Source organism: uncultured Treponema sp. (assembly GCF_945873775.1).
Lineage (GTDB): Bacteria > Spirochaetota > Spirochaetia > Treponematales > Treponemataceae > Treponema_D.
In genome coordinates, this window is record NZ_CAMCEC010000012.1 from 25,590 (window position 1) to 50,620 (window position 25,031).

The window sequence follows — 25,031 nt, forward strand, 5'->3', positions numbered from 1 at the left end:
CGAATTTCTACAAGGTTTTTGTGGAAACTTCAAGGCTCACTACAATTTTTTCCACAAGATTTTTTGCGGTTGTAAGAGTTTCCGTCTTGTCTTCAATCAAGCCGCTTTTTCCGTCGAGCGAGCCTGTTCCAATAAGCTCCAGTTTAGACTCATGATTTTCAAGGCTGATTTCAGCGCGGTAAACTGCGGAAGGCTGACCGTTCACACCGGAATATTCCGCGGAATTCTTCCCGGCGTCTTTTGGATAGAATTCGTTGTAATCAAAGCTTTTGTTCACTTCCGCAAAAACAAAATATTTTTTTCCTTCCTCAAGCTGAATTTTCCGAGAAACATCAAAGCTGCCTTTTGGAGTAGCCGAGCTTACCGCATCCATCTCATTCTTTGATTCCGGAACGTAGAAATTTTCGCAGGAATGATACCACACAGGAAGCGATTCAGGGCGGCCGTCTTTGGGCGCGAAAATCCATTTTTTCTTCGAGGCCCTTTTTGTGGCAAAAATTGTCCGGCTGAAGTTTCCGTCCGAATCCTGAATCCACAGCGCAAACTGCGGCGGAAATTTTCCCTTCCATTCGCTGCCCGGAGTTACAAGCACCCTAACCTTTGCAGTCCGAATTTCAGAATTCTCTTCCGCCCAAACCTGCTGAAAAACCAGAAGCGCAAAAGCCGCCACAAAAATTTTCTTGATGATTGATTTTAAAATCATAGTTTTCTCCTGTTTTTTAATTTACAAAAATATTTTCCGCCCACATACTGATAAAACGTTCTGTAAACGGCTCGGAATTTTCCCAGTATTCAACTTCCGACTTGCGCGAAATCACGGACTGAAGACAGCCCCAAAGTCCGAATACAAGCACACCGACATCCAGCCGGGGATTTTCAGAACGCGCCACTCCTTCTGCAATACAAAGCTCCAGAAGTTTTTCCCCAGTGCGGTTGCAGACATAGAATTTTTCAGTTTCTTCCGGCGGAAGATTCACCGCGGATTTTATTTTTTCCATCACAAGAGAGGCAACCCGCGGATTTTTAAGGCTCCAGTTGCGAAACGCCCTGATTGCGGAAAGAACCTTTTCCTTTGAAGAAGCGGCATTTTCCGCGGCGGCTTCAATCACCGAATTTATCTGGTTCAGACAGTCCAGCGAAATCGCCTGAAAAAGGCAGTCCTTGTCCCTATAATAATGATAAATTGCCGTGGCTGAAACGCCGCACTTTTTGGCAATTTCCCTCATTCCGATTTCCTCAGGTTCTTTTTCCATTAAAAGCTCAAGTGTCCGCTTTTTTATGGAAGAAACCAGCTCAGGATTCGCATTCCTCATAATTCTTCCGCCTTTTATAATATAACACAGATAACTTAACAATGTTACATAAAATAGTCAATAGCTTTTTTTTCTCGGATTCCTATTTTTCTGCCATTGTGGTGAATGCTGCGCTGCGCCGGATTTTTCGGTAGTGGGACGGAGTGAGTCCTGTCTCTTTTTTGAATATTTCTATGAAGTGGCTTGCCGAGCTGAACGAGAAGAGCGCGCTTATCTGTGCGGATGAATTTTCACTGTAGAGAAGCATTTTCTCCGCCGCCTCGATTTTTTTCTTCATTACATATTGCCCGACTGTGATTCCGGTTTCCCTTCTGAAAAGAGCGCAGAGATATGTCTTGTTCACGCCGAGCGTCTCTGCCATCCGGAAAAGCTGGATTTTCTCGTTCAGGTGGTCGTAGATGTAGTCGATTGCGGCTGTCGTTCTGCGCGAAAGTCCATGAACTTCCTTGAGCTCCTTCATGCGGCTGGTGAAATCGAATACAGCCTCGCGGTGCAGCATGGTGATTGTGTCCTCGTCCCCGGCGCTGTCTATCTGTCGGATGTAGATGTCGCTCAAGGTATATGCCGGTTCAGGCGGAAGACCTCCCTCAATGCAGAACCGGGTTATCATCGCGACCGTTATCACAAGATGATACTTGAGGTTCCGCAGCGGATTTTCCGAGAGTTTTCCGAGCTTTTCGTTGCGCAGTGGAAGCATCAGGCGTTTCACAAGGTCAAAGTCGCCCTTCTTCACAGCATCATAGAACGCAAGCTCCTTGTCGTATTCCAGGTGATAGATTGAATATTCCCGCCGTCTGAAAAGCTCCTGTGAGAGCGCAGGCTCGGACTTTATGCGCGCAAGCTCATCGTTCATGTTCTTTTTCATTTTTTGTGTTTTCCTTCCGTCGTCCGCAAAAAAATCAGAATATTATGATATATGTACAAATATTATGATATATCAGACGGAAATTCAATGATATTATTCTGCCGTTTGCAAGATTGGTCTGTGCGGAACTCATGCTTTTGCGTTGCAGCCAGTTCATTCCAGTTCTGCAAATTCAGAGTTCGGCTTAAAAACGGAGGAAACATGAATCTTTCAAAGGGAATAAATTTCGGAGGATGGCTTTCGCAGTGCCGCCACACAAAGGAGCATTACGACAGTTTTATAAATGAGGACGATGTGCGCCGTGCCGCCGGCTGGGGCTTTGACCACATAAGGCTTCCGTTCGACAGCGAGGTTGTCCAGAATCCGGACGGAACTTTCATTGAGGAAGGATTTTCGCGGCTGGAAAAATTTGTCGGATGGGCGGAAGATTCCGGGCTTGATGTGGTCCTTGACCTTCACAAGGCTTGCGGCTACGACTTCAACGACGCGGGAACGGAAAATGGAAACTCGCTTTTTTCAAGTCCGCATCTTCAGGAGCTTTTCGTGTCGCTTTGGAATGAAGTCTCGTCAAGATTCGGCGGAAAAAAGAACGTCGCGTTTGAGCTTCTTAACGAGGTTGTGGAGCAGGATGCGGCTGAGCCTTGGAATGCCCTCATTGTCCGCACACTTAGCGTAATCAGAAAGAATGCGCCTGAAACTTTTGTGATTTACGGCGGAATCCAGTGGAACAGCGCGCGCACTCTCCGCCTTTTAAGGAAGCCAGAATTCCGCAACGTTATTTTCACCTTCCATTTTTACGAGCCGCTGATTTTCACGCATCAGAAAGCGCCCTGGGTTCCGGGAATGAGTCCCAACCGCGAGATAAAATACCCTGCCTCGCTGTCATATTTCCGCGAGGAATCCGTTCCGCTCGGATACAAGGGAAAAGATGTCGCCGACACTGACGGAAATCTTCCGGGAATCGAGCTTATGCGGCAGATGATTGGGGAGGCTTGCGCGGCTGCTGAAAACGCCGGAGTTCCCGTCTACTGCGGAGAATATGGAGTGATTGACCGCGCGCCCGTCAAGGGAACAGAAGCCTGGTTCGCCGATGTGCATAAAATTTTCAGGGAATTCGGTGTGGGACACGCGGTGTGGACCTACAAGGAGATGGACTTCGGACTTACGGAAAGCCACTACGACGGAATCCGCAGTGAGCTTATAAAAATGATGACCGAATAATTTATATAGCACGGAGTTTTACAAGGAGGAAACATGAAAAAGACGATTGCATTTGCCGCGGGAATTATTTTCGCCGCAGCTCCATTCTTCGCGCAGACCAGCTACAGCGAAAGCGACCTTGTCTGGAAGGATGATTTTGACGGAAATTCCCTCAATCTGGATGACTGGAACTACGAGTACCACGAGCCGGGCTGGGTGAACAATGAGCTTCAGGAATATGTGGACTCAAAGGAGAACATCTACGTAAAGGACGGAAATCTCGTGATTCAGGCCGTTCAGAAAAAAGCGCGGGGCGGAAAAACTGCGTACACTTCCGGCAGAATCAACACAAAAGGCAAGCATGACTTCAAATACGGACGGATTGAGGCGCGCATAAAATTTCCTTCCGGCAAGGGATTCCTCCCGGCGTTCTGGATGATGCCCACGGAAGAGAATCTCTACGGACAGTGGCCAAAATGCGGCGAGATCGACATTGCGGAGGTTCTAGGCGACAGGACAAAGGAAATATACGGAACGCTCCATTACGGCGAGCCTCACAAGGAGTCACAGGGAAAGGCAGCCGCGCAGGGAAAAAGCTTCTCCGACGACTGGCACATTGTAGCCTGCGAGTGGGAACCGGGCGAAATCCGCTTCTATGCCGACGGAAAAATGTACCACAAGGAGAACAGCTGGTACACAAAGCGCAAGGGATTCGGCGAGGTAACTTATCCGGCTCCGTTCGACCAGCCTTTCTACATAATACTGAACCTTGCGGTGGGCGGAAACTGGCCTGGAAATCCGGACCGCACGACCAAATTCGCAAAGAACGCGCAGCTTCTCGTGGACTACGTGAAAGTCTATCAGAAAAAAAGCTACGACGAGAACGTGAGGAAGCCTGAATCAGGAAAGGCGGAATTCCGGACGGCGGATTCTGACGGAAACTATATCCGAAAAGACGGCGGCTCCTGGAACTTCCTTCTTGCCCAGGGCGGAAAAGGCAGCTTTGATTACGACGGCGGAAACATCGTCATAACCTCCGATGCGGCTGGAAGCGTTGACTATTCTGTTCAGCTCGTGCAGGCAGGTCTTCCGATGCTAAAGGGCGCGGAATACAGGCTTTCGTTCGACGCATCTGCGGAAAAGGAGCGAACGATTATAACCGCGGTTACAGCTCCGGAAGCGGGATGGATACGCTATCTCAAGGACACGAAGATAAAAGTGGGACCGCAGAAAAAGCATTTTGACTTCACATTCAAGATGAACGATGCCGACGATCCTGCGGGACGGCTTGAATTCAACCTGGGAAACCAGAATTCCACCGCGGCGGTAAGAATTTCCAGCGTGCGTCTTGAGATGGTCAGCGCGCCTCAAAATTCATCAGGAAAAAAATCGGTGCTTCCCGACGGAAACCTTGTGCACAACGGAGAATTCCAGGAAGGAGAAAACCGGCTTGCGGAATGGAGTGTTTCCGCCAAAAACGGCGCGAAATTCCAGGTCACGAACACGGACAACATCCGCAAATTCCGCGCAGAAAATCCCAAGGACGCTGAAATCCGGCTTGTTCAGGAAGGAATACCTCTTGTCCCGGGAACTGAATATCTTCTGAGCTTTGACTCATCCTCAGCTTCTTCCGGAAAAATAAAGGCTGAAATTTCGGGAAAAAGTTTTGAGGCTTCCCTTTCTTCCGGCGAGAAGAAATTCAAGTTCGTGTTCACGGCGGAAAAGGAAAAATCATCCGCGCTCTCATTCAGCTTTGACACAGACGGAACGGTTCTTCTTGACAACGTGCGCATTCAGGAGAACGCAATGCTCGTGAACGGAAACTTCTCCTCCGGGCTTACAGGCTACGAGGTCTACCTGAACGAGTCGGCTTCCGCTGATTACGCTGTCGATTCACTTTCCGAGGACAACGCGTTCTGCATGAACATCTCCGACACAGGAAATCTCGACTGGATGATTCAGCTAAAGCAGAACGGAATAACATTGGAAAAAGGAAAAAAATACAGAATTGAGTTTGATGCGAAGTCAACAATTGACCGCACCATAATGTTCGCCCTACAGCGCGACGGCTCTTCGGACAATAACTGGATTCCGTATTCTGGAACACAGAAAATAGACGTCTCAAAGGAATTCAAAAGATACTCATGCGAATTCACGATGAACGGGCAGACCGACAGGGCTGTAATCCTGAGCGTTTCGATGGGAGCCGTGAACGACAAGCGGATCACCAGAAAGCACACAGTTACAGTAGACAACATCGTGCTCGAGGAAAAGGGAAACTGATTTTTCTCTTCTAAAAAAAAACTCTCCTGCGCCGTATTTCAGCAAGATTCTGTCTGAGGTTCAGGGGAGTTTTTTCATTCAGCTCAATAGAAACTTACCCGAAAATCTGTCCCGGCAGACTGAGCCTCTCTTTTATCGAAAAATGCCTATCGAACTCTTCTGCTTCATTTGCATCAATAAAATATCCGTCCGGTTCCTTGAAACTTCCACCACCGCAATTTTTCACTTCGTCCAGAAAACTCGGAACAAGTTCTTTTATCAGAAAATAATCCGCATCCGGGTCAGCATAGTAGCGAACTCCTTTTGTTTTTGCCACAACAAATCCGCTTTTTCCGTAAAAGTCGATATTGCCGGTGATTGCAAGCGCGCCGCAGTCCATTTTCTTTGCCTTTTCCATTGCGTACCTAAGAAGAACTGTTCCGTATCCCTTGTGCTTAAACTCCGGCGCAATGCTGATTGGCCCGAACGTCATGATTGGAAGTGTTTTACTGTTGTTAAGTTTTATTTCCGCCCTTGCGAACATAACGTGTCCAACAAGAATTCCTTCCTCTTCCATTATAATATCAAGTTCCGGAACAAATTCGCTTCTTGTGCGGAAATTATGCAAAATAAAATGCTCGTCGCAACCTGGTTTGTAAACATTCCAGAATGCCTCGCGCGTAAGGTTTTCAACCGCCCTGTAGTCCGCAGGAGTCTCGTTTCTGAACGTGATTTTTTTCATGTCTACTTTTTTTTCCATTTTTCCTCCAAAGTTTTTTCATTGCCCGCCAGATAAATTATTTTGTCTGATTTTTCAGGCTAAAATTCATCCGGCAGATTCCGAATCTAAGTTCGAAATGGCTTACCTGTTTGTCATTCTGAATCGGAATGACATTTTTATTTAATTTAATAATAAGCAAAGCCGCACCAGTTTCCTACCTCAAAGACCTTTCAGAAAAGAGAATGAGAAAATCTGCAAACAAAAAAAGCCCTGCAAAACGCAGAGCTTTCGTCAGTCAACACTCGCTAAATCAGTATTGAACTTTCGCTTTCCAGATGTCTGTTTTATTGTTTGCCGCCGAGATAAAGAAAATTGTATTGTCCGCACCCCAGACTGGAGTATATGCATCAACAGCACCGCTTGTAAGCTGAGTTTTGTTCATGCCGTCAGATGAAATAAGATACAAATGAATATTTGTTCGACTATTTGCAATAGAAATTATCCTTTTTGAAAGGCTTGAAATCATGGAACCTTTTGTATTTACAGGAGTCAATTGTGAAAACAAGATATATTTTCCGTCTTTTGAATATGAAGGTTTATAGCAAGGAAAATCAACATCCTTGTAAATTTCTGTAGCCTGATTCAAGTCGAGATCCATTTCAAAAATTCCACCGTCACGAATAAAGACAAATTTATTTTCTCTAGGATGCCATGAAGGACTGTAGCCTTCGCAAATTAAAGTTATTTCAGTGCCGTCATAATTCAATGTAACTATTTGATTCTTTCCATTTATTTTTGTCTGACATAAAATAATATTGTCCTTTATATCAGGTCTTATATCTTCACTTCCAATCGGCGTTCTTGTAATGTAAGTTTTCCTTCCGCCTTCGATGTTCGCGCGGACTAGCTTGAACTGGTTGTTTTCAAGCGAGGCAAATACAAATTCCTTTCCGTTTTTATTCCATGCAGGCCAATATGAGAATGTCAGACCAAGCGGAGTCTTTGAAGGACGACTAATATCACGGAGCAAATACATTTGAGAACTGTAATAATAAATGTCATCTGATACCTTCATGTTTGTTATATAGCTATTAACACTTTTGTCAATCTCAACATAAAGTAACTGATTTCCATCCGGAGAAACCGCTATATCTGTCTTTGCAGTGCCATCATCTGTAACCTTTGAAACATTCTGCAAAACGCTTTTGTCGTACGAAACCTGAACTTCATCAGTGGTAACGCAAGAAAAAACTGTAACCGAAAACGCAATCACAGAAGCCAAAAAAATAAATTTTTTCATAAAAACCTCTTTTACATTAAGTCAAATATTACAATACAAAAGTATTTCTTTAAAGTCAATTAAAAATTATACAATGGTCAAAAATAAGTAGACAGGTTTTTTATGCTGAATGAACAAATCCGTGAGCTCCGTAACATCCGTGGAATCAGTCAGATTCAACTGGCAAACAAACTCGGAGTTACAAAGCAAAGTGTTTCAAACTGGGAAAATGACAATATTCTTCCTTCTATAGAAATGCTTGTGAAAATTGCGAATTTTTTTGAAGTTTCAACCGATTATCTTTTGGGTCTTGATAAAAAACGAACTTTGGATGTTGAAAATTTAACGGAGATTCAGATTTCGCATATTCAGCTTATTGTTGACGATTTAAGAAACGCAAAATAATTTAAAATAAAAAAAACTGACCCTATTTATAGAGCCAGTTTTTATACAACAGCTTTAGCGACATTTAATCAGAAAAGTTCAACTCATCTGCTTTTTTTGCGCACAAGATGATTCTGTAAATTGATTTTTCGCTCAGAAAGAATTTTTGAGAAATCTCGCTGACTGAAAATCCTTCTTCGTAATTTTTGTATATCCGCTGATTCCGTCTTTTGTACCAGTTTTTGGAATCTTTTGATTCTCCCCAGTTTTTGCGGTTCTCGCATTTCTGCGGAATATACAAATAAGTTCCAGCCGCGTATTCCTGAATTTTTTCAAGAAGTTCGGACGGAAGAACATTTTTCGCTTTTACGTAATTCATTTTGATAACGCTTTTCAAAAAGATTTTTCTAATTGAACAAGCAGTAAAAGCCTTTGAAACTCAAACTGCGCCTTTACTGCCGGCGCGGCACAAGCTCCATTTTTGTCATGTTTTTTATAAGTCGCTCCTTAGAAAACAAATTTGTTTTCAACATAAAAACTGTAGTATAAAAAAACATAAATTTCTAGGTCTAATGTCGATTTTTGATAAAACAAATAATGACAGTAAAATTCAATTTACTTTTCATGGAATTTTCCAGTCAAATCGTCCACATCAATTCTTATCATGCTTATTTTTTTCATCATAATAGCAGGAAAAACAGACGGACCTTTGTACCCATATTTTTTTAGGATACAGATTAGTCCTCCTTTTTTTTCATCTGCATCCTCTAAAATAGACGCATTTCCTTTTCCGCAAACACTTCTATAAAAGTCTGTCCACCCGCAAGGCTCTTTATTTGCACCTATTTCAGAATAGCTTACAGCAGAAAAAGATACACGGGGACAATCTTTTATGCAGTTAAGCTTTGTACCTTCTGTAGCTCCGTGAATAAAAATCTGAATCATTTTTCTGTCACCATCCAGTTTGTACCCAAAATTTACGGGTACAGAATACGGCTCAGTTCCTTTTATCATAGCAAGCGTCAAAAAATTTGACTCATCAAGAATTTTTATAATTTCTTCAAAGTCAGTTATTTCTCTTTCTTTTCGCCTCATTTTTTACATCCAAGATTTGCAAATTGAAATTTTTTCAAATTCATTTTATAATTTAGAAATCAATTTTACAAGGAAAACAAATGAAAAATTTATATGAACAGGGACAGATGATTGAAACAACTGTCGCCGCAATTTCAAATGACACAGTTTTTATTGATCTTGGACTGAAAAGTGAAGGCTTCGTTAACAAAGCTGAATTTTGCGATGAAAACGGAAATTGTTCTATAAAGGAAGGCGACAAGATAAAAGTTTATTTTCTAGGCGGAAAAAACGAAGAGCTTCATTTTACAACAAAACTTGCCGGTCAAAACGCAGGAAAATCTGTTCTCGAAAATGCATTCAAAAACGGAATTCCAGTAGAAGGCCACGTTACAAAAGAAATTAAAGGCGGATTTGAAGTAATGATTGGTACAAGCCGTGCATTCTGTCCCTATTCTCAAATGGGATACAGACAGAAAAAGGAGCCAGCCGAATATGTAGGCGAACACCTTGCTTTCAAAATCCAAGAATTCAAAAATGACGGAAAAAACATAGTTCTTTCAAACCGGGCAATTCTTGAAGAACAGGCAAATGCAGAACTTGACCAGCTTTCAAAAAAGTATACAGAAGGAATGACCGTTACTGGAAAAGTAAAATCAATCGAGTCCTACGGCGCATTCATCGACTTAAATGGATTTCAAGCGCTACTTCCAATTTCTGAAATCTCCCATGCTAGAGTCAGCAGCGTTTCAGATGTTTTAAAAGTAGGACAAGAAATAACGGCAAAAATCATAAAAGCAGATTGGCAGCACGAAAAAGTTTCTCTTTCAACAAAAGAACTTGAATCCGATCCTTGGGACAACGCAAAAAAAGACTTCCCAGCTGGAACTAAAATAGAAGGAATAATTTCACGTGTAGCTGATTTCGGAATTTTTGTAAACATTGCATCTGGTATAGACGGACTTGTTCACATATCCAAGTTGAATGTTGAGCGCAATACAAACCTTAAAAAAATCTACAAGCCTGGCGAGAAATTTCCAGTCATTGTTGAAAAAGTTGATTCTGAAGAAAAAAGAATTTCGCTTGCTCCAGTTGTTTCAAATGAAGAACAGGACAATGCGGCGGAATATCTTTCATCACATAAAGACGATGATGACGGAGAAACTTACAATCCTTTTGCAGCTCTCTTGAAAAAATAAAATATAAAAAAGAGGATGACCCCAGAAGTTGAAAATGCGGCGCTTGAGCTTGTCGAAAACAACCTACTTAGTGTACTCAGTCATTTCGGCAAACTCAAGGACACCTCTTTTTTTTACCTTATCTTTTTTCCATTCAAAACAGCTTCCTTTAAAGTTCCAATTCTATATATCAGCTTAAGAGAAAAAAACGGCTCATTTTTTTCCAACAAATCCAGAAAAATTAAATCGCCTTCCCAATGCTCAAGATTCTTAAAATCTGATTTTTTTATCCATTCAAGATTTCCTTCATCGCATTCAATAAGATTCCCGGAAAAATCATCGCTTGTGTAGAGGCACATATATTCAGCAGGATCATCATCAGACAAAAATGTAACAATTCCTCTAAAAGAAAACGAATTTAAAACAAGCCCTGTTTCCTCTTTTACTTCCCGGAGCAAACAATCTTCAGGACTTTCCCCAGCTTCAAAATGTCCGCCAACGCCAATCCATTTATCGTGGTTTATATCATTTTTTTTCGTAACTCTATGAAGCATCAGATAGCAATCATCTTTTTCAATATAACACAAAGTTGTAAGCTGACTTTTCATTTTTTTCCTGCAAATTTCCGTAAATAAAAAAAGACCTCATGTAAAAACATGAAGTCTTTATGGGCTCTGAGGGGATCGAACCCCCGACATTCTGGGTGTAAACCAGACGCTCGTACCAGCTGAGCTAAGAGCCCTTATATTTTTGAATATTAGCATATATAAAAAACTCTGTCTATATAAAAAATCAAAAAGATTTCATTTATAACAATTTGTTATTATATTTTAATGATTGACAGTTTTTTTTAGCTTCGTAATACTAACATATTATGGAAGAAAATCTAATTCACGAAAAAGCCGAAAGAATCCGGGACGTAATCCGCTATATAAAAAGATTTAAAAATGCGCTCGTAGTAATTTACATAGATGACAATCTTATTGACAGTCCGCATTTTCTGAACCACATAAGAGACATTTGTTTTATTCACGAAGCTGGCTTAAAAATAATTTTAGTTCCCGGAGCAAGCAAAAAAATAAATGAAATTCTCTCAAATGCAAATATAAAATGGAAAATTCACTGCAACTGCCGAATAACAGGACCAGAAGCAATGCCTCTTATAAAAATGGCGGCGTTTGATGTTTCAAATCAAATAATGACAGCTTTTGCAGGTGAAAGAAAAACCTCAGTCATAGGAAACTGGGTCAGAGCCAGAGGAAAAGGCGTTATCGACGGATTTGATTACGGCACAAGCGGCGAAATAGAAAAGCTTCAAACTGATTCAATAAAAACAGTTTTAGACAATGGATTTATTCCGATTTTTCCTTGCATAGGATGGAGCATAGCCGGAAAGCCTTACAATATTTCTTCAATTGAACTTTCACAGCAAATCGCAATCAACCTGAACGCCGACAAGCTTTTTTTTCTTGTTCCAAATGCGGAAATCAGCTCAGAAAATTTCTTAATTCCAAAAGAAATAGGTCTTTCACAGGAAGGAAATATTCCGGCTTTAAACTTAGAAGAAGTTGAATTATTTTTAAAAACAAACGAACCCTCGGTAAATTCAACTGAAAATAACGAAAATTCTACCGAACGTTTGGTAAATTTAGATAAAAATATTTCACCTGAAACAAATAAAATGTATTTGAAAGAAAAAATTTTCACTCTTTTAAAAAAAGCGGAAAAAGCCTGCACTCAAGGAGTTGACAGAGTTCACATACTGAACGGCTCTATAGACGGAGTTGTTCCATGTGAAATATTCAGCGACTTGGGCTCTGGAACAATGGTTTACAGTAACAACTACGGAAAAATCAGAGAAATGACAAGAGAAGACATTCCAGCAGTTATAAATGTAATGCAGCCATTTATAGAATCAGGAATTCTTCTTCCTAGAACAAAAGAAAGTCTTTCAGCTCAGTTCAACAATTTTATTGTATACGAACTTGATGGTGCAATTAGAGCTTGCGCTTCACTCATTACTTACTCAGACGGACAAACAGAAATTGCAGGCGTCGCAGTTGACAAAAACTGCTCTCATATAGGAATCGGTCCAAGAATGATAGAGTTTCTCGTGAAACAAGCAAAACAAAACAATTCAAAAGGAATATTCCTATTAACGACACAAACAGCAGATTGGTTTGAAAAACTAGGCTTTAAACTTTCCGATATATCAACTTTGCCAAAAGAAAGAAAAGAAAAATGGAATCCAAATAGAGGTTCAAAAGTATTAAGGCTTTTTTAACGTCAAAAACTTAATTCAAATTTTAAAATAAAGAATGAATACCTGTGTTTCACGTGAAACATGGGTATTTTTTTTTAATAAAATTTTTAAAACTATATTTGTTAAGAATTACTATTACACAATGATAAAAGAAATATAATTGAAAATTTACAGTAGATTCACAACTAAATTTATTATGAAAACATTACAACACCACAGCAAGCAAACTGCCCAAATATCGAGTTTTGATAAGAACAGTCACTTAAGTGTCATTCCCATACTACGACGAAAGAATTTGCTGCAAGATTTCAATAGCATATCAACCAATTTTCTTTCAGAAATACAGCAGTATTAAGTTCAATAATAAAATTAAAACTCGATACTTTTCCTAATATTAAAATATTTTTTATCAAAATTAATAGGAAAACATAATATACAAAAACAGTGAATGTGTTTCACGTGAAACATAGATGTGGAAAAACTATGGAAATTTTCAAATTTTAAAACACAATTGAATTGTAAAATTCTGTAATTCTTTGTTTTATAAGAAACTACAATGGATTTAAAATTTTTAAAAGGAAACCTACACTTGTGGAAAACTTGTTGAAAAACAATGTTTCACATGAAACATTTTAAAATATCTATATTTAAATAAAGATAATACAAAATTTAAATAAATTTATAGTAAAAACAAATTTGACAAAAATTTAGTAAAATTTCATAAAAAAAGCCGCGGAAATTCAAAAGAAAATCCACGGCAATTTTTCACTTTTTAAAAGTTATTTTTTTTCATCTTCATCGTTGGCAATTCTATCCACTCCAACAACGTAATCAGGATCTGTGATTGAAACAACTTTTATTCCGCTCGCTCCCCTGCCCTGCACTGTAATATCCTTAGCTTCAACACGGACAGAAGTTCCTTGGCTTGTAATACACATAATGCTATCTGTATCACGAACACACAAAGCGCCTATAATTTCACCTTTGTCTTCAACATTGCCAAATATCTTTTGACCGCCAGTTCCTCTTCCGTGCGCGTTAAATTCTGCGGAATCAACTCTTTTTCCTATGCCTTTTTCTGTAACTACAAGAATTTTTGAATCAGGCTCTGTATGAATCCTTATAGCAGAACAAAGCTCATCGCCTTCAGAAAGTTTTAATCCGGCAACACCGCGGCTAGATCTTCCCATTGGACGCACATCCTCTTCATTGATTCTTAATGCTTGTCCACGGCGACTTACAAGAAGCAGCTCATCTTTTCCTGTAGAAAGAATTGCACTTACAAGAGTATCTCCCTCGTCAAGACGAACAGCTTGCATTCCACGGGATTTTGCATTTCTAAAGTCGCTTGTAGGAGTTTTCTTAACAACGCCATTTGCAGTAGCCATAAACAAATAATTGTTTTCTGAAAACTCCTTTAAGCTGACAATTGTTGTAATATCTTCATTCGCACTGACAGCAAGAAGGCTTTTTATATGGGAACCGCGGCTTGTCTTAGACGCTTCAGGAATTTCATGGACTTTTATCCAGTAAGATTTTCCTTCAGTTGTAATAAACATCAAATAATCATGCGTTGAAGCAACAAACATTTGATTTATATAGTCTTCTTCAACAAGCTTTGCTGAAATAGTTCCTTTTCCGCCTCTTCCCTGGCTCTTATACTGGCTTACAGAAACTCTTTTTATATAGCCAAGCTTAGAAACAAGAATGACCATATCTTCTTCTTTTATCATGTCTTCAACATTTATGCTTTCAACTTCGCCAGCAACAATGTCAGTTTTTCTGTCATCACCATATTTTTCAGAAAGCTCATTTGTTTCGTCTTTTATAATCGCAAGAATTTTTTCATGGTGAGCAAGCAAATCTTCACAATGGGCGATAAAAGCCTTTACTTCTTCCATTTCCTTACGAAGCTCATCGATACGTAAATTTGTAAGACGGCCAAGACGCATTTCAACAATTGCTTCAGCCTGAATCTCATCAAATCCAAAACGCTGCATAAGCTTGGCTTTGGCTTCTGTTTCATCACGGCTAGAGCGAATCATCTTTATAACTTCATCAATTGCATCAACAGCTGTAATCAACGCTTCCAGAATATGTTCACGCGCACGTGCTTTATTCAAGTCAAAAGTTACGCGGCGAGTTATAACTTCATCACGATGATCAACAAAGCATTTTATAATCTGCTTTAAATTTAAAATCTGCGGACGACCTTTTACAAGCGCAAGATTTATAACTCCAAAACTTGACTGCAACGCTGTTTTTGCAAAAAGCTGATTTATTACAACTTTTGTTATTGCGCCACGTTTTAGATGAATTACAATTCTCATTCCGCTTCTGTCGGAAGATTCGTCATTTATTGCGCTGATTCCATCAATAACTTTATCACGCGCAAGCTCGCCTATTTTTTCACAAAGAGTTCTTGTATTCACTCCGTAAGGAACTTCAGTAAATACAATGGATTCAAGTCCTGTTTTGCTTACTTCGATATTGAATCTTCCGCGGACAAGAATCTTTCCACGTCCAGTTCTGTAAGCATCTGCAATTCCCTGTTTTCCAAAAATAATTCCGCCTGTAGGAAAATCAGGACCTTTTATATGATTTAAAAGCTCATCAACTGTTATATCCTGATTATCAATATATGCGCTTATGGCATTTGCAACTTCACGCAGATTGTGAGGAGGCATATTTGTAGCCATTCCGACAGCAATTCCAACAGAACCATTGCATAAGAGAAACGGAAATTTTGAAGGCAAAACTGTAGGCTCTTCCTTTGTATCATCATAGTTAGGAATCATATCTACAGTATCTTTGTTTATATCTTCAACCATTTCCTCGGCAATTTTTGTCATTTTTGCTTCGGTGTAACGATATGCGGCAGGAGGATCTCCGGCTATTGTTCCAAAATTTCCGCCCGGATGAACTACGATATAACGCTGGCTAAAATCCTGTCCAAGACGAACAAGAGCATCATAAACAGAAGCATCTCCATGAGGATGGTATTTTCCAAGAACATCACCAACAATTGTGGCGCATTTCTTTGTTTTTCCGCCTGCAGAAAGATGATTTTCTTCCATGGAATAAATAATTCGGCGGTGAACAGGCTTTAAACCATCGCGGGAATCAGGAAGAGCGCGGCTTACAATAACAGACATTGAATAGTCAATAAAAGCCTGCTTTACTTCATTTTCAATCGGAATTTTTATAAGATTTGTTGTATTTTCTGTGTTTTCCATTTTTTATCCTAAACATCCAGATTTGCATAAACAGCGTTTTCTTCAATAAATTTTCTGCGTGGTTCTACTTCTTCTCCCATGCAAATACTGAAAATTCTGTCTGCAGCAACTGCATCTGGAATTGTAACTACTTTCATTCTGCGTGTTTCAGGATTCATAGTCGTATCCCAAAGCTGATTTCCGTCCATTTCGCCAAGACCTTTATAACGCTGAACATCCGCTTTTTCTCTTTTGTCTCCAAGCTTTTCTAGCTCAGCATCGCGCTCTTCATCAGAATAAACATAAATTTTCTGCTTTCCAATTTCAATTTTAAACAAAGGAGGCATTGCAAGATAAACATATCCTTTTTCAATAAGCTCAGGCATATATCTGAAGAAAAATGTTAAAAGCAAAGTTCTAATGTGGCTTCCATCAACATCGGCATCGGCCATTATTATAATTTTATGGTAACGAAGCTTTTCAATATTGAAATCTTTTCCAAATCCAGCTCCAAGAGAAGCAATTACAGGCTGAAGTTTTTCGTTATTTACAACTTTGTCTGCACGGACTTTTTCAACATTGAGCATTTTTCCCCACAAAGGAAGAATTGCCTGAGTTTTAGCATCGCGACCTTTTTTTGCAGAACCACCTGCAGAATCTCCCTCAACAATGTAAACTTCACATTCAGCGGCATTTTTTGAAGAACAATCGCTTAATTTTCCTGGAAGTCCAAAACTGTCTATGTTGTTTTTACGGCGCGCACTGTCTTTAGCTTTTCTAGCGGCAATACGGGCAGCGGCTTCTCCAACAGCTTTTTCAAGAATCATTGTTGTAATCTGCGGATTCTGCTCACAGAAAAGTGTAAGTTTTTCTTTTACAAGCGAATCAACATATCCGCGGACTTCAGAATTTCCAAGCTTTGTTTTTGTCTGGCCTTCAAACTGCGGCTCTGGAATTTTTAGTGACAAAACAGCAGTAAGCCCTACCCTAACATCGTCTCCTGTAAGCTTTTCATCCTTGTCAAGCTTTTTAAGAAGCTTTTCATTTTTTTCAAGGAATTTATTTAAAACCACAGTAAGCGCAGTTTTAAATCCGTCAAGATGAGTTCCGCCTTCTCTAGTATTAATATCATTAACGTAAGAAAAAATATTTTCAGAATAGCTGTCATTATATTGCATTGCAAGTTCTATAATCACATCATTTTCTTCATCGTTAATATAAATTGGCTCTTCTGGAATTATTTTTTTTCCTTCATTCAAATAGCTTACATAATGCTTAATTCCGCCTTCAAATTTAAAGACAACTTCCTTTGGATTTTCAAGACGTTCATCTCTAAAAACAATTGTTATTCCAGGATTTAAAAATGCAAGTTCTCTAAGCCTTGTAGAAAGAACATCAAAATTATAAGTTGTTGTTTCTGTAAAAATTGAAGCATCTGCTTTCCAGCGGATTGTAGTTCCATGAAGTCCTGTATCGCCAATGCATTCAACTTTAGACTTAGGAATTCCTTCCGCATATTTCTGATGATAACGTTTCCCGTCTTTATTTACAAAAGCTTCCATCCACACAGAAAGCGCATTTACACAGGAAACTCCAACTCCATGAAGTCCGCCAGAAACTTTATAGTTTGACTTGTCAAATTTTCCGCCAGCATGAAGACGAGTAAGAACAAGCTCAAGCGCTGAAATATGTTCTGTAGGATGAATATCAACAGGAATTCCACGTCCATTGTCTTCTACACGGCAAATATCGTCTTTTTCAAGAGCCACAGTAATTTGTGTACAGTAACCAGCCATAGCTTCATCAATACTGTTGTCCACAACTTCATAAACAAGATGATGAAGTCCATTTGGTCCTGTAGAACCTATGTACATTCCAGGTCTTTTTCTTACAGCTTCAAGTCCTTTTAAAACCTGAATGCTTCCTGCTCCGTATTGATTATTTTCTTCAGACATGAAAAACTCCGAAATTTCCGCAAAATGAAATGTATATAAAATAGAAATAAATTGAAAAATAAGTATACTCATATTGAAGAAAAAAGTAAAGACAGAGTATAATTGTAAGCTATGAGTGAACAGAATTACCGTGCTTTTTGGGATGAAGCCTTAAAACAAATCCATGATGAATACAAACTAAAAGGATTGGAATCAGAATTCAAGCTTTGGTTCAACATGGAATATGTAGAAGATACAATTGAAACTATAACCGTATCTGTACCCTCTGATTTCATGTGGATCAGCATGGTAAATAAAGGTTATGTAAACGCAGTAGAATCAAAAATAGCCGAACTGTCAGGACAAAATATAAATTTAACTTATATATTGAAAAAACGAAATTCTCAAAAAGAATCTGAATCCATAAATTCTGTACCCAAAACTGCAACCATTGATTCTGACAATTCAAATATTTCAAACGAAATAGAAATCGATTCAGAAAAAAAATCTGCACCCATAAATTCTGTACCCACTTTTAAAATTCATCCTCAATTAAGCGAAGATTACACATTTGAAAAATTTGTAAAAGGCGAAAACAGCGAATTTGCCTACAGCGCATCTCTCGCAGCCGCAAAAGAGCCAGGCAGACGATTTAATCCTCTTTTAATTTATGGAGGGGTCGGACTTGGAAAAACTCACCTAATGCAGTCAATTGGAAACTATATCTACAATAATCCGCCAGAAGGAAAAGAAAACATAAAAATCTGCTACATAAGCGCGGAAAATTTCTTGAATGAATTTACTTTTTCTTTAAGAGACGGAACTTCTGAAAAATTCAAAAATAAATACAGAAAACTTGATGTTCTGCTCTTAGACGACATTCACTTTCTCGAAGATAAAATTCAGACACAGGAAGAGCTTTTTTATACATTTGAAGAGCTTTACAGAACTCATGCTCAAATTGTATTTACCTGCGACCGTCCAATTTCAGAATTAAATGGAATCGAAGACAGGCTGAAATCAAGATTTTCAATGGGAACTACAATAGATTTGCAGCCTCCAAGCTACGAAATAAGAAAAGCCATCCTCTTAAAAAAACTTGAAATAAAGAAAAAATCAGTTCCAGAAGATGTAATTGATTTCATAGCAAAAAATATTCAGTCGAATGTGCGCGAACTTGGAGCTTGCCTTGATAAAATGATTGGCTATGCTGAGCTTTTGCAGAAAAATCTTACAATCGATATTGCAAAAAAACTTCTAAGCGACAACATAAGCAAAGTTTCCGACGGCTCAATTTCAATAGACACAATTCAAAAAGTTGTCGCAAACCATTACAACATTTCTTTAAGCGATATAAAAGGAGTAAAGCGCAATAAAAAAATAGCATATTCACGCCACATTGCAATTTATATTTCCCGTATTTTAACGGAATCTTCATTCAATGAAATTGCTGCTGAATTCGGCGGAAAAGACCATTCAACAATAATGCACAGCTACAATACAATCGAACTTCAGCTTAAAACAGACGAAAGCTTAAATTCAACAATTGAGCTCCTTATAAAAGAAATAAAAGATTACAAGAGGCTTTAATTTCAGTGGAAAACTATATTCAAATATGTTATAATCCTGTGGAAAAAATAAGGATTTTATAAAAAAAGTGAATTTGTGGAAAAAAAGTGAACTCATTTCATTGATTTTTGCACAACTTAATTTCTTTTAATACAAAAAGAAAAATCACTTTTCCATAAATCCACAAGCACTATTACTACTATTACTAAAATTTATAAATTTATAAATTTAATATAGCTTGTGTATAAAAATTCATTTGCTTTTAAAAAGCGAATAATTATGCAAAATTGTATAGTAAAGCTAGGAGAAATATATGAGATTTACATTTGACAAAGACACAATGATTAAAGAAATTTCAATTGCCCAAGAAATCATTTCAACAAAAAACATGGGTTCAATCCTTTCAAATATTCTTATTATAGCTCAGGAAAATAAGCTGACTATAAAAGCAACTGATATAAAAGTTAATTTTGAAACTCAAGTTCCTGTCCAGATAACTGAAGAAGGTACTACAACAGTTTACTGTGATAAATTCATGGGAATTTTGAATTCTCTTCCTTCTGGAGAAATTGAATTCAATCAGGAAAAAAAAGAAGGCGAAGAACAGTCTATAAATGTAATAATCAAGCCTGTAGATAAAAAAATTAAATTTCAGATGAAAAGCATGTCTCAGGAAAAATTCCCTGAATTTTATTCAGCTGAAAATGTTCCTTATTTTGAAGTTTCATCAAAAGACATAAAAGAAATGATAGCACAGACTTCTTTTGCAGTAAGCGAAGATGAAACTCGCTATTTTATGAATGGTGTTTTCTTTGAGAAAAAAGGCGACAATTTAAATATGGTTGCCACAGATGGACGCCGTTTGAGTTTTGTTTCAAAATCAATTCTTGCTGGAATAAGCGAATTTCCTTCAGCTATAGTTCATCCAAAAATTTTAAATATTATATTAAAGCACGCTCCGGAAGAAGGAAATATTTTTGTGGCTGTTGTTGATAAAATGATTTTCTTCAAATTCGGAAACTACAGATTTGGAGCGGCTCTTTTGGAAGGACAGTTTCCTAATTATGAGCGTGTTATTCCTGAACATCAGGCTTACAGTTTTCAAGTTTACAGAACTGATTTAGTAGATGCTCTTAGACGTGTTGCTCTTATGGTTGACAAAAAGGCTGGACGTATTTTCTTTAATATTTCTGACGGAGTTTTAAAAATAACATCTTCTCAGTCGGATATGGGAAGCGCAGATGAAGAAATTCCATGTCAATATCAAGGTGAATCTTATACAATAGCATTAAATTTCCGCTATATTGAAGAACCTTTAAAAGGCATAAATTCTGAAAAAATAGCATTTGAATTCACAGAGGAAATGAAAGCTGTTACAATGCGCCCTGAGCCAGCTGAAGATTATTTCCACATAATAATGCCGATGCAAAAAGAATAGAAAATAAAGCATAAAAAATGCCTTTTCTTTCTCTGTCTCCATATAATTTTAGAAATCTCTGCAATGAAAACATAGATTTGTCATCAAAAGAAATTTATTTTGTTGGAAAAAATGGACAGGGAAAGAGCAATCTTTTGGAAGCACTTTATTATTCATCTTACGGCTCATCGTTTAGAACTCATATTGATTCAGAAGTTATAAAAAAAAATGAAAATGAAATGAGCCTTAGATGTTTGTTCAGGGAAGAAAACGGAACTTCCCATACAACTTCAATTATTTTAAAGGAAAAGCTTAAAAAAATAGAAAAAGACGGAAAAATTCTTCATGACCGAAAAGAACTTATAAATACAATGCCTTGCGTTCTTTATAGCCATGAAGATTTGGACTTTGCCATAGGTTCTCCAGAAAGAAGGCGATTTTTCATAGATCAGTCATTGAGCATGTACGATGTTCTTTACATTGATATTATGAGAAAATATAAACGTATTCTAAAAAACAGAAATTTAAGTTTAAAAGAAAAGCATTACGATTTGCTTGAAACTTATGATTTTCAACTTGCTCAAAATGGACTTGAAATTCAGAAAAAAAGGAAAGACGCTGTTTTTGGTTTTAATCAGATTTTTGGAAAACTTTACGAGCAGGTAACTGGAATTTCTGGAGTTTCCATAAAATATATTCCGTCTTGGAAAAATAAATCAGACAATTTGAATTCTCCTTTTTTTGATAGAAATATTCCGTCAGTCGATTATGTTGTTGATTATTTAAATAAAACAAGGGAGCAGGAAAAAATAATTGGCTCTTCAATGAGCGGACCTCATCGGGATAAAATTGTTTTTGAAAAAGAAGGAATTCCTTTTGTTCCAACAGCATCTACTGGTCAAAAAAGGCTTATAGCTTTGATTTTAAGAACTGGTCAAGCTGTTTTTTATAAGCAGATTACGTCAAGAAAGCCAGTTTTGCTTATGGATGATGTTCTTCTTGAGCTAGATCCTGAAAAAAGACAAAAAGTAACTTCTCTTTTGCCTGAATATGATCAGCTTTTTTGCACTTTTCTTCCCGGAGAACCTTATAAAAATTACAAAAGAGAAAGCACAAGAGTTTACAAAATTCAAGACGGAAAATGGGAAGATTCAGAATGAGAGAAGAAATTGTTTCTTTTAGCCAGATAATTTCAAATGCATTCAATTCTATAAAAGTTGAAAATGCACAGAATTCTGTAAATATTTATGACGAATGGAAAAAAATTCTTTCGCGCATAAAAACAAATTCTTCAAATCCGAATGAAGGTCTTAACATGGCAGGACATAGCCGTGTAATTGACTTGAAAAATGGAATTTTGCTAATTGAAGCCGATCATCCTGGCTGGATTTCGCTTATACAATTTCATAAAAAATACATAATCAATGGATTTAGAATGAAATTTCCTGAAGTTGAATTTAAAACTCTTGCATTCCGCCTAAAAGGAAACAAAGGTGAAATTTCATCAGGAATAGAAAATAAAGATTCAATTTATAAAAAAGTTGAAAAAAAACTTGAATTTGAAGAAGAAATTAACAAAAAATCTGGAATTAACATCAATAAAAATTTGGAAAAGTCAGAAAAAAAAGAGCTTCCTCCAGAATTAAAAGTTCTTTTTGATGATTTAAGAAAAAGTATGTTGACCAATCTTGAAAAATAATGATAATATCTGCTCTACTAATCTGAAAAAAATTTTATTTATATAGGAGTCTTATTATGTTACGTACATATCAGCCTAGCAAAGTAAAGCGCAATAGAAAATTCGGTTTCCGTGCACGTATGGCAACTCGCGGCGGACGCATGGTTCTTGCTAGAAGAAGAGCTAAGGGTCGCTACAAGCTTACAGTTTCTGACGAAAAGAAGCCTTACTGATTTTTCTGAATAAAAGGATGGATACGGACTTGCTAAAAACAGGGCGTTTTAGAAAAGAAGAACATATAAAGCGCTTTGCCGACATCCAGAAACTTTTTAAAACAGGGAAGAGATTCAGTGTTGCTGGAGCAAAAATTTTTTTTTCCAGAAATAATTTGGATTTTAATAGAATTGCTTTTCCTCTTCCCCGTGGCTATGGAAATGCTGTTGAAAGAAACAGATCTAAACGTTATAGCCGTGAAACATATCGTTTTTTTAAAGCGCGCCTGAACACCGGTTTTGATATTCTTTTTTTAGTTTATCCCGGAAATGACTCGTTCCTTTCGCGGTGCGGACAATTTAAGACATTATGCAAAAAAGCTGGCTTATTAAAGGAATAAGAAATTTCTTCATAAGTTTTTTTGTTCTTTTTATAAGATTTTATCAAGTTTGTATTTCTCCTCTATTTCCTCCGTGCTGTCGTTATACTCCAAGTTGTTCTGCCTATGCATTGGAGTCAATTCAAAAACATGGTCCTGTAAAGGGGCTTTATTTCGCCATAAAAAGAATTCTCAGATGCAATCCTTTTTGCAAGGGAGGCTATGATCCTGTTCCTTAAAGGCGTAAAAGGAAAAATTTATGGAAAAAAATACTATTTTAGCAATAGCACTTTCTACAATTGTTCTTGTTGTTTCTTTGTTTATTCAGACAAAGTATGTTATGCCGCGTCAGCAGGAAAGAGCGCGTGAGCAAGCTGCCGAATTTGAAGCAAAAAAAGAAGAGCAGGAAGCTCAAATAAAAGCTGAAAAAGAAATGATTTCTGCTTCATTTTCTGAGGCGACAGTTCAGAATTCTGAAGATGTTCAGGAATTTGTAATTTCAACTAACAAAGCAAAAATTACATTTACAAACCGTGGCGGAGACATTACAAGCTATCAGCTTCTTGAGCATAAAGATAAAGAAACTGGTTCTGGCGTTGAAATGGTAAATAATATAACCAGTTCAAACAGAGCTTTCAGTATTTCTTTTGGCGGAACTGAAAATCCGGCTTTAAATGATATATTCAATGTGACAAAGAAAGACGATTATACGATTCTTTTCTATCGTGATTATGAAATTAAAGATTCTGAAGGAAATCCTAAAAAATTCACACTTGGAAAAAGATATACTTTCAGTCCTGATGATTATGCTTTTAAACTTGATATTTCTATAATTTCTAAGGAAGGCGGAGAATTTGGAATTGGAGGCGCAGCTTATACTTTAAGAACCGCTCCTCAAATTGGACCAAGATACGATAAGAAAAACCGCTACGAAGTAAGACAATTTCTTGCATTGAACGGCGGAAAAAAATTCCGCAAGAATATTTCAGATAAATTTTACGACTTGAATTCTGTGGACTGGGCTGGAGTCGGCGGAAAATATTTTACAATGCTTGTAAAGCCTTCTTCTCCTTCTGATATGCTTGGAAAAATAAAAGTTTCATCTAAATCTGAAAATGAAGACGGATGCCAGATTTTTATTCCAAGAAAGCCTGTTTTGGACGAAACTTCAAATGATACTTATTACATTTATGTTGGACCTCGTCAGGAACGCGAGCTTATAAAATATAATGATCAGACAAAAAACGCATGGAATCTTTCAAATGCTAAATTCAACGAAGCTTTGCAGACAAGCGGATTCCTTTCTTGGATTGAAATAATTTTAAAATGGTGTCTTGAAAAAATCAATTTAGTTGCACATAACTGGGGAATTTCCATAATAATTCTTACGATTCTTTTGAAGATTGTTTTGTTCCCGCTGAATAAAAATGCCGCTATGGGTTCTCTTAAGATGCAGAAAATTCAGCCTAAAATGAAAGTTCTTCAGGAAAAATACAAGAATGACCAGCAGAAGCTTAGCATGGAAATGCAAAAACTTTATAAAGAAGCTGGATACAATCCGATGTCTGGATGCCTTCCGATGGTTGTTCAAATGTTTATTTTGTTTGCTCTTTACAATGTTTTCAATAATTACTTTGAATTCCGCGGAGCAAGTTTTGTAAAAGGTTGGATTGAAGATCTTTCAGCTGGAGACAGCATTTGGACTTGGAAACGCAACATTCCTTTTATTTCAGCATTTACGATGAACAATTTGCGCCTTCTTCCGTTTATTTATACTGCATCTCAGCTTTTGAACGGAAAAATAACTCAGTACGGAAATCCTGGAACTGGAGCAAGCCAGTCGCAGATGAAGTTCATGATGTATGGAATGCCGTTGATGTTCTTCTTCTTGTTTTATAATGTTCCGAGCGGACTTTTGCTTTACTGGGCAGTCAGTAATATTATTCAGATTGGTCAGCAGCTTGTTATAAACAGCGTAATGAACAAAAAACGCTCCGAGCTTGAAAACGAAAAAACTGTAAATAAAAACGTCTTGAAATTTAAAGGCGGAAAAAAGAAAACAAGATAAAATTTAATTTTGCGAGGTA

Annotated in this window: 23 protein-coding genes and 1 tRNA gene; 13 read left to right on the forward strand and 11 right to left on the reverse strand. The window is 37.8% G+C overall.

Annotated features, from left to right (window positions below):
- Positions 1 to 7 precede the first annotated feature (7 nt).
- The 3 genes from Q0N70_RS07385 to Q0N70_RS07395 all read right to left on the reverse strand — a co-directional run bounded on the left by Q0N70_RS07385 (position 8) and on the right by Q0N70_RS07395 (position 2,178).
- Positions 8 to 703: a DUF2271 domain-containing protein gene (locus Q0N70_RS07385; protein ID WP_277300351.1), complete on the reverse strand. Its 696-nt coding sequence runs from the start codon at positions 701 to 703 to the stop codon at positions 8 to 10.
- 16 nt (positions 704 to 719) lie between these two features.
- Complete coding sequence (locus Q0N70_RS07390) at positions 720 to 1,313, reverse strand: TetR/AcrR family transcriptional regulator (RefSeq protein ID WP_277300350.1); 594 nt, start codon at positions 1,311 to 1,313, stop codon at positions 720 to 722.
- 82 nt (positions 1,314 to 1,395) lie between these two features.
- Positions 1,396 to 2,178, reverse strand: coding sequence for a helix-turn-helix domain-containing protein (locus tag Q0N70_RS07395; protein ID WP_294015405.1), 783 nt, complete (start codon positions 2,176 to 2,178; stop codon positions 1,396 to 1,398).
- 201 nt (positions 2,179 to 2,379) lie between these two features.
- Here Q0N70_RS07395 and Q0N70_RS07400 point away from each other — a divergent pair, with 201 nt between their 5' ends.
- Positions 2,380 to 3,399: a glycoside hydrolase family 5 protein gene (locus Q0N70_RS07400; RefSeq protein WP_294015406.1), complete on the forward strand. Its 1,020-nt coding sequence runs from the start codon at positions 2,380 to 2,382 to the stop codon at positions 3,397 to 3,399.
- A 33-nt stretch (positions 3,400 to 3,432) separates the two neighbouring features.
- Entirely contained in the window at positions 3,433 to 5,661 is a 2,229-nt protein-coding gene (locus Q0N70_RS07405; RefSeq protein WP_294015407.1) for a carbohydrate binding domain-containing protein, read from the forward strand.
- 94 nt (positions 5,662 to 5,755) lie between these two features.
- Here the strand turns inward: Q0N70_RS07405 and Q0N70_RS07410 are convergent, their stop codons facing one another.
- Both Q0N70_RS07410 and Q0N70_RS07415 read right to left on the reverse strand, forming a co-directional pair.
- Entirely contained in the window at positions 5,756 to 6,400 is a 645-nt protein-coding gene (locus Q0N70_RS07410) for a GNAT family N-acetyltransferase (protein ID WP_294015408.1), read from the reverse strand.
- Positions 6,401 to 6,671: 271 nt separating this feature from the next.
- Positions 6,672 to 7,661, reverse strand: coding sequence for a PD40 domain-containing protein (locus tag Q0N70_RS07415; RefSeq protein WP_013702664.1), 990 nt, complete (start codon positions 7,659 to 7,661; stop codon positions 6,672 to 6,674).
- 102 nt (positions 7,662 to 7,763) lie between these two features.
- On the opposite strand from Q0N70_RS07415, the gene Q0N70_RS07420 reads away from it, so the two are divergent.
- Positions 7,764 to 8,045 carry a helix-turn-helix domain-containing protein gene (locus tag Q0N70_RS07420; RefSeq protein ID WP_013702665.1) on the forward strand — a complete coding sequence of 94 codons (282 nt, stop codon included), beginning with the start codon at positions 7,764 to 7,766 and terminating at the stop codon, positions 8,043 to 8,045.
- Positions 8,046 to 8,109: 64 nt separating this feature from the next.
- Here Q0N70_RS07420 and Q0N70_RS07425 read toward each other — a convergent pair whose 3' ends face one another.
- Positions 8,110 to 8,403: a CD3324 family protein gene (locus Q0N70_RS07425; RefSeq protein ID WP_294015411.1), complete on the reverse strand. Its 294-nt coding sequence runs from the start codon at positions 8,401 to 8,403 to the stop codon at positions 8,110 to 8,112.
- 236 nt (positions 8,404 to 8,639) lie between these two features.
- Complete coding sequence (locus Q0N70_RS07430; RefSeq protein WP_294015413.1) at positions 8,640 to 9,119, reverse strand: pyridoxamine 5'-phosphate oxidase family protein; 480 nt, start codon at positions 9,117 to 9,119, stop codon at positions 8,640 to 8,642.
- An 80-nt stretch (positions 9,120 to 9,199) separates the two neighbouring features.
- On the opposite strand from Q0N70_RS07430, the gene Q0N70_RS07435 reads away from it, so the two are divergent.
- The gene (locus tag Q0N70_RS07435) at positions 9,200 to 10,297 is read left to right on the forward strand and encodes a S1 RNA-binding domain-containing protein (protein WP_294015415.1); all 1,098 of its coding nucleotides are present in this window, start codon (positions 9,200 to 9,202) and stop codon (positions 10,295 to 10,297) included.
- Between the two features lie 113 nt (positions 10,298 to 10,410).
- On the opposite strand, the gene Q0N70_RS07440 is transcribed toward Q0N70_RS07435, so the two are convergent.
- Both Q0N70_RS07440 and Q0N70_RS07445 read right to left on the reverse strand, forming a co-directional pair.
- A complete protein-coding gene (locus tag Q0N70_RS07440) occupies positions 10,411 to 10,884 on the reverse strand; it encodes an 8-oxo-dGTP diphosphatase (protein WP_013702669.1) in 474 nt (157 codons plus the stop codon).
- Between the two features lie 60 nt (positions 10,885 to 10,944).
- Positions 10,945 to 11,018: transfer RNA gene (locus tag Q0N70_RS07445), tRNA-Val, on the reverse strand.
- 132 nt (positions 11,019 to 11,150) lie between these two features.
- On the opposite strand from Q0N70_RS07445, the gene argA reads away from it, so the two are divergent.
- Positions 11,151 to 12,560 (forward strand): amino-acid N-acetyltransferase, encoded by a 1,410-nt coding sequence (gene argA, locus Q0N70_RS07450; RefSeq protein ID WP_294015418.1) that lies wholly within the window; start codon positions 11,151 to 11,153, stop codon positions 12,558 to 12,560.
- Between the two features lie 758 nt (positions 12,561 to 13,318).
- Here the strand turns inward: argA and gyrA are convergent.
- On the reverse strand, positions 13,319 to 15,775 hold the full coding sequence (gene gyrA / locus Q0N70_RS07455; protein WP_294015420.1) for a DNA topoisomerase (ATP-hydrolyzing) subunit A: 2,457 nt from the start codon (positions 15,773 to 15,775) through the stop codon (positions 13,319 to 13,321).
- Positions 15,776 to 15,783: 8 nt separating this feature from the next.
- Complete coding sequence (gene gyrB, locus Q0N70_RS07460) at positions 15,784 to 17,709, reverse strand: DNA topoisomerase (ATP-hydrolyzing) subunit B (RefSeq protein WP_294015421.1); 1,926 nt, start codon at positions 17,707 to 17,709, stop codon at positions 15,784 to 15,786.
- A gap of 111 nt (positions 17,710 to 17,820) precedes the next feature.
- Between gyrB and dnaA the strand changes: the two genes are divergently transcribed.
- The 8 genes from dnaA (at position 17,821) to yidC (ending at position 25,012) form a co-directional block, all read left to right on the forward strand.
- Positions 17,821 to 19,278: a chromosomal replication initiator protein DnaA gene (gene dnaA, locus Q0N70_RS07465; protein ID WP_294015422.1), complete on the forward strand. Its 1,458-nt coding sequence runs from the start codon at positions 17,821 to 17,823 to the stop codon at positions 19,276 to 19,278.
- Positions 19,279 to 19,570: 292 nt separating this feature from the next.
- Positions 19,571 to 20,695: a DNA polymerase III subunit beta gene (gene dnaN / locus Q0N70_RS07470; RefSeq protein ID WP_294015423.1), complete on the forward strand. Its 1,125-nt coding sequence runs from the start codon at positions 19,571 to 19,573 to the stop codon at positions 20,693 to 20,695.
- A gap of 17 nt (positions 20,696 to 20,712) precedes the next feature.
- A complete protein-coding gene (locus Q0N70_RS07475; protein WP_294015425.1) occupies positions 20,713 to 21,834 on the forward strand; it encodes a DNA replication/repair protein RecF in 1,122 nt (373 codons plus the stop codon).
- The gene (locus Q0N70_RS07480; RefSeq protein WP_294015427.1) at positions 21,831 to 22,373 is read left to right on the forward strand and encodes a DciA family protein; all 543 of its coding nucleotides are present in this window, start codon (positions 21,831 to 21,833) and stop codon (positions 22,371 to 22,373) included. The genes Q0N70_RS07475 and Q0N70_RS07480 overlap by 4 nt, the downstream gene beginning before the upstream one ends.
- Before the next feature lie 56 nt (positions 22,374 to 22,429).
- Positions 22,430 to 22,585 (forward strand): 50S ribosomal protein L34, encoded by a 156-nt coding sequence (gene rpmH, locus Q0N70_RS07485; RefSeq protein WP_013700286.1) that lies wholly within the window; start codon positions 22,430 to 22,432, stop codon positions 22,583 to 22,585.
- A 17-nt stretch (positions 22,586 to 22,602) separates the two neighbouring features.
- Positions 22,603 to 22,965, forward strand: coding sequence for a ribonuclease P protein component (rnpA, locus tag Q0N70_RS07490; RefSeq protein ID WP_294015432.1), 363 nt, complete (start codon positions 22,603 to 22,605; stop codon positions 22,963 to 22,965).
- Positions 22,935 to 23,183: a membrane protein insertion efficiency factor YidD gene (gene yidD, locus Q0N70_RS07495; protein ID WP_294015434.1), complete on the forward strand. Its 249-nt coding sequence runs from the start codon at positions 22,935 to 22,937 to the stop codon at positions 23,181 to 23,183. The genes rnpA and yidD overlap by 31 nt, the downstream gene beginning before the upstream one ends.
- Positions 23,184 to 23,203: 20 nt before the next feature.
- Entirely contained in the window at positions 23,204 to 25,012 is a 1,809-nt protein-coding gene (gene yidC, locus Q0N70_RS07500) for a membrane protein insertase YidC (protein WP_294015435.1), read from the forward strand.
- The last annotated feature ends 19 nt before the right edge of the window (positions 25,013 to 25,031 follow it).

Bases quoted from the DNA above. Each gene is read 5' to 3' on its own strand.
- Q0N70_RS07385 (WP_277300351.1), bottom strand. From the start codon at position 703: ATGATTTTAAAATCAATCATCAAGAAAATTTTTGTGGCGGCTTTTGCG.
- Q0N70_RS07390 (WP_277300350.1), bottom strand. From the start codon at position 1,313: ATGAGGAATGCGAATCCTGAGCTGGTTTCTTCCATAAAAAAGCGGACA.
- Q0N70_RS07395 (WP_294015405.1), bottom strand. From the start codon at position 2,178: ATGAAAAAGAACATGAACGATGAGCTTGCGCGCATAAAGTCCGAGCCT.
- Q0N70_RS07400 (WP_294015406.1), top strand. From the start codon at position 2,380: ATGAATCTTTCAAAGGGAATAAATTTCGGAGGATGGCTTTCGCAGTGC.
- Q0N70_RS07405 (WP_294015407.1), top strand. From the start codon at position 3,433: ATGAAAAAGACGATTGCATTTGCCGCGGGAATTATTTTCGCCGCAGCT.
- Q0N70_RS07410 (WP_294015408.1), bottom strand. From the start codon at position 6,400: ATGGAAAAAAAAGTAGACATGAAAAAAATCACGTTCAGAAACGAGACT.
- Q0N70_RS07415 (WP_013702664.1), bottom strand. From the start codon at position 7,661: ATGAAAAAATTTATTTTTTTGGCTTCTGTGATTGCGTTTTCGGTTACA.
- Q0N70_RS07420 (WP_013702665.1), top strand. From the start codon at position 7,764: ATGCTGAATGAACAAATCCGTGAGCTCCGTAACATCCGTGGAATCAGT.
- Q0N70_RS07425 (WP_294015411.1), bottom strand. From the start codon at position 8,403: ATGAATTACGTAAAAGCGAAAAATGTTCTTCCGTCCGAACTTCTTGAA.
- Q0N70_RS07430 (WP_294015413.1), bottom strand. From the start codon at position 9,119: ATGAGGCGAAAAGAAAGAGAAATAACTGACTTTGAAGAAATTATAAAA.
- Q0N70_RS07435 (WP_294015415.1), top strand. From the start codon at position 9,200: ATGAAAAATTTATATGAACAGGGACAGATGATTGAAACAACTGTCGCC.
- Q0N70_RS07440 (WP_013702669.1), bottom strand. From the start codon at position 10,884: ATGAAAAGTCAGCTTACAACTTTGTGTTATATTGAAAAAGATGATTGC.
- argA (WP_294015418.1), top strand. From the start codon at position 11,151: ATGGAAGAAAATCTAATTCACGAAAAAGCCGAAAGAATCCGGGACGTA.
- gyrA (WP_294015420.1), bottom strand. From the start codon at position 15,775: ATGGAAAACACAGAAAATACAACAAATCTTATAAAAATTCCGATTGAA.
- gyrB (WP_294015421.1), bottom strand. From the start codon at position 17,709: ATGTCTGAAGAAAATAATCAATACGGAGCAGGAAGCATTCAGGTTTTA.
- dnaA (WP_294015422.1), top strand. From the start codon at position 17,821: ATGAGTGAACAGAATTACCGTGCTTTTTGGGATGAAGCCTTAAAACAA.
- dnaN (WP_294015423.1), top strand. From the start codon at position 19,571: ATGAGATTTACATTTGACAAAGACACAATGATTAAAGAAATTTCAATT.
- Q0N70_RS07475 (WP_294015425.1), top strand. From the start codon at position 20,713: ATGCCTTTTCTTTCTCTGTCTCCATATAATTTTAGAAATCTCTGCAAT.
- Q0N70_RS07480 (WP_294015427.1), top strand. From the start codon at position 21,831: ATGAGAGAAGAAATTGTTTCTTTTAGCCAGATAATTTCAAATGCATTC.
- rpmH (WP_013700286.1), top strand. From the start codon at position 22,430: ATGTTACGTACATATCAGCCTAGCAAAGTAAAGCGCAATAGAAAATTC.
- rnpA (WP_294015432.1), top strand. From the start codon at position 22,603: ATGGATACGGACTTGCTAAAAACAGGGCGTTTTAGAAAAGAAGAACAT.
- yidD (WP_294015434.1), top strand. From the start codon at position 22,935: ATGCAAAAAAGCTGGCTTATTAAAGGAATAAGAAATTTCTTCATAAGT.
- yidC (WP_294015435.1), top strand. From the start codon at position 23,204: ATGGAAAAAAATACTATTTTAGCAATAGCACTTTCTACAATTGTTCTT.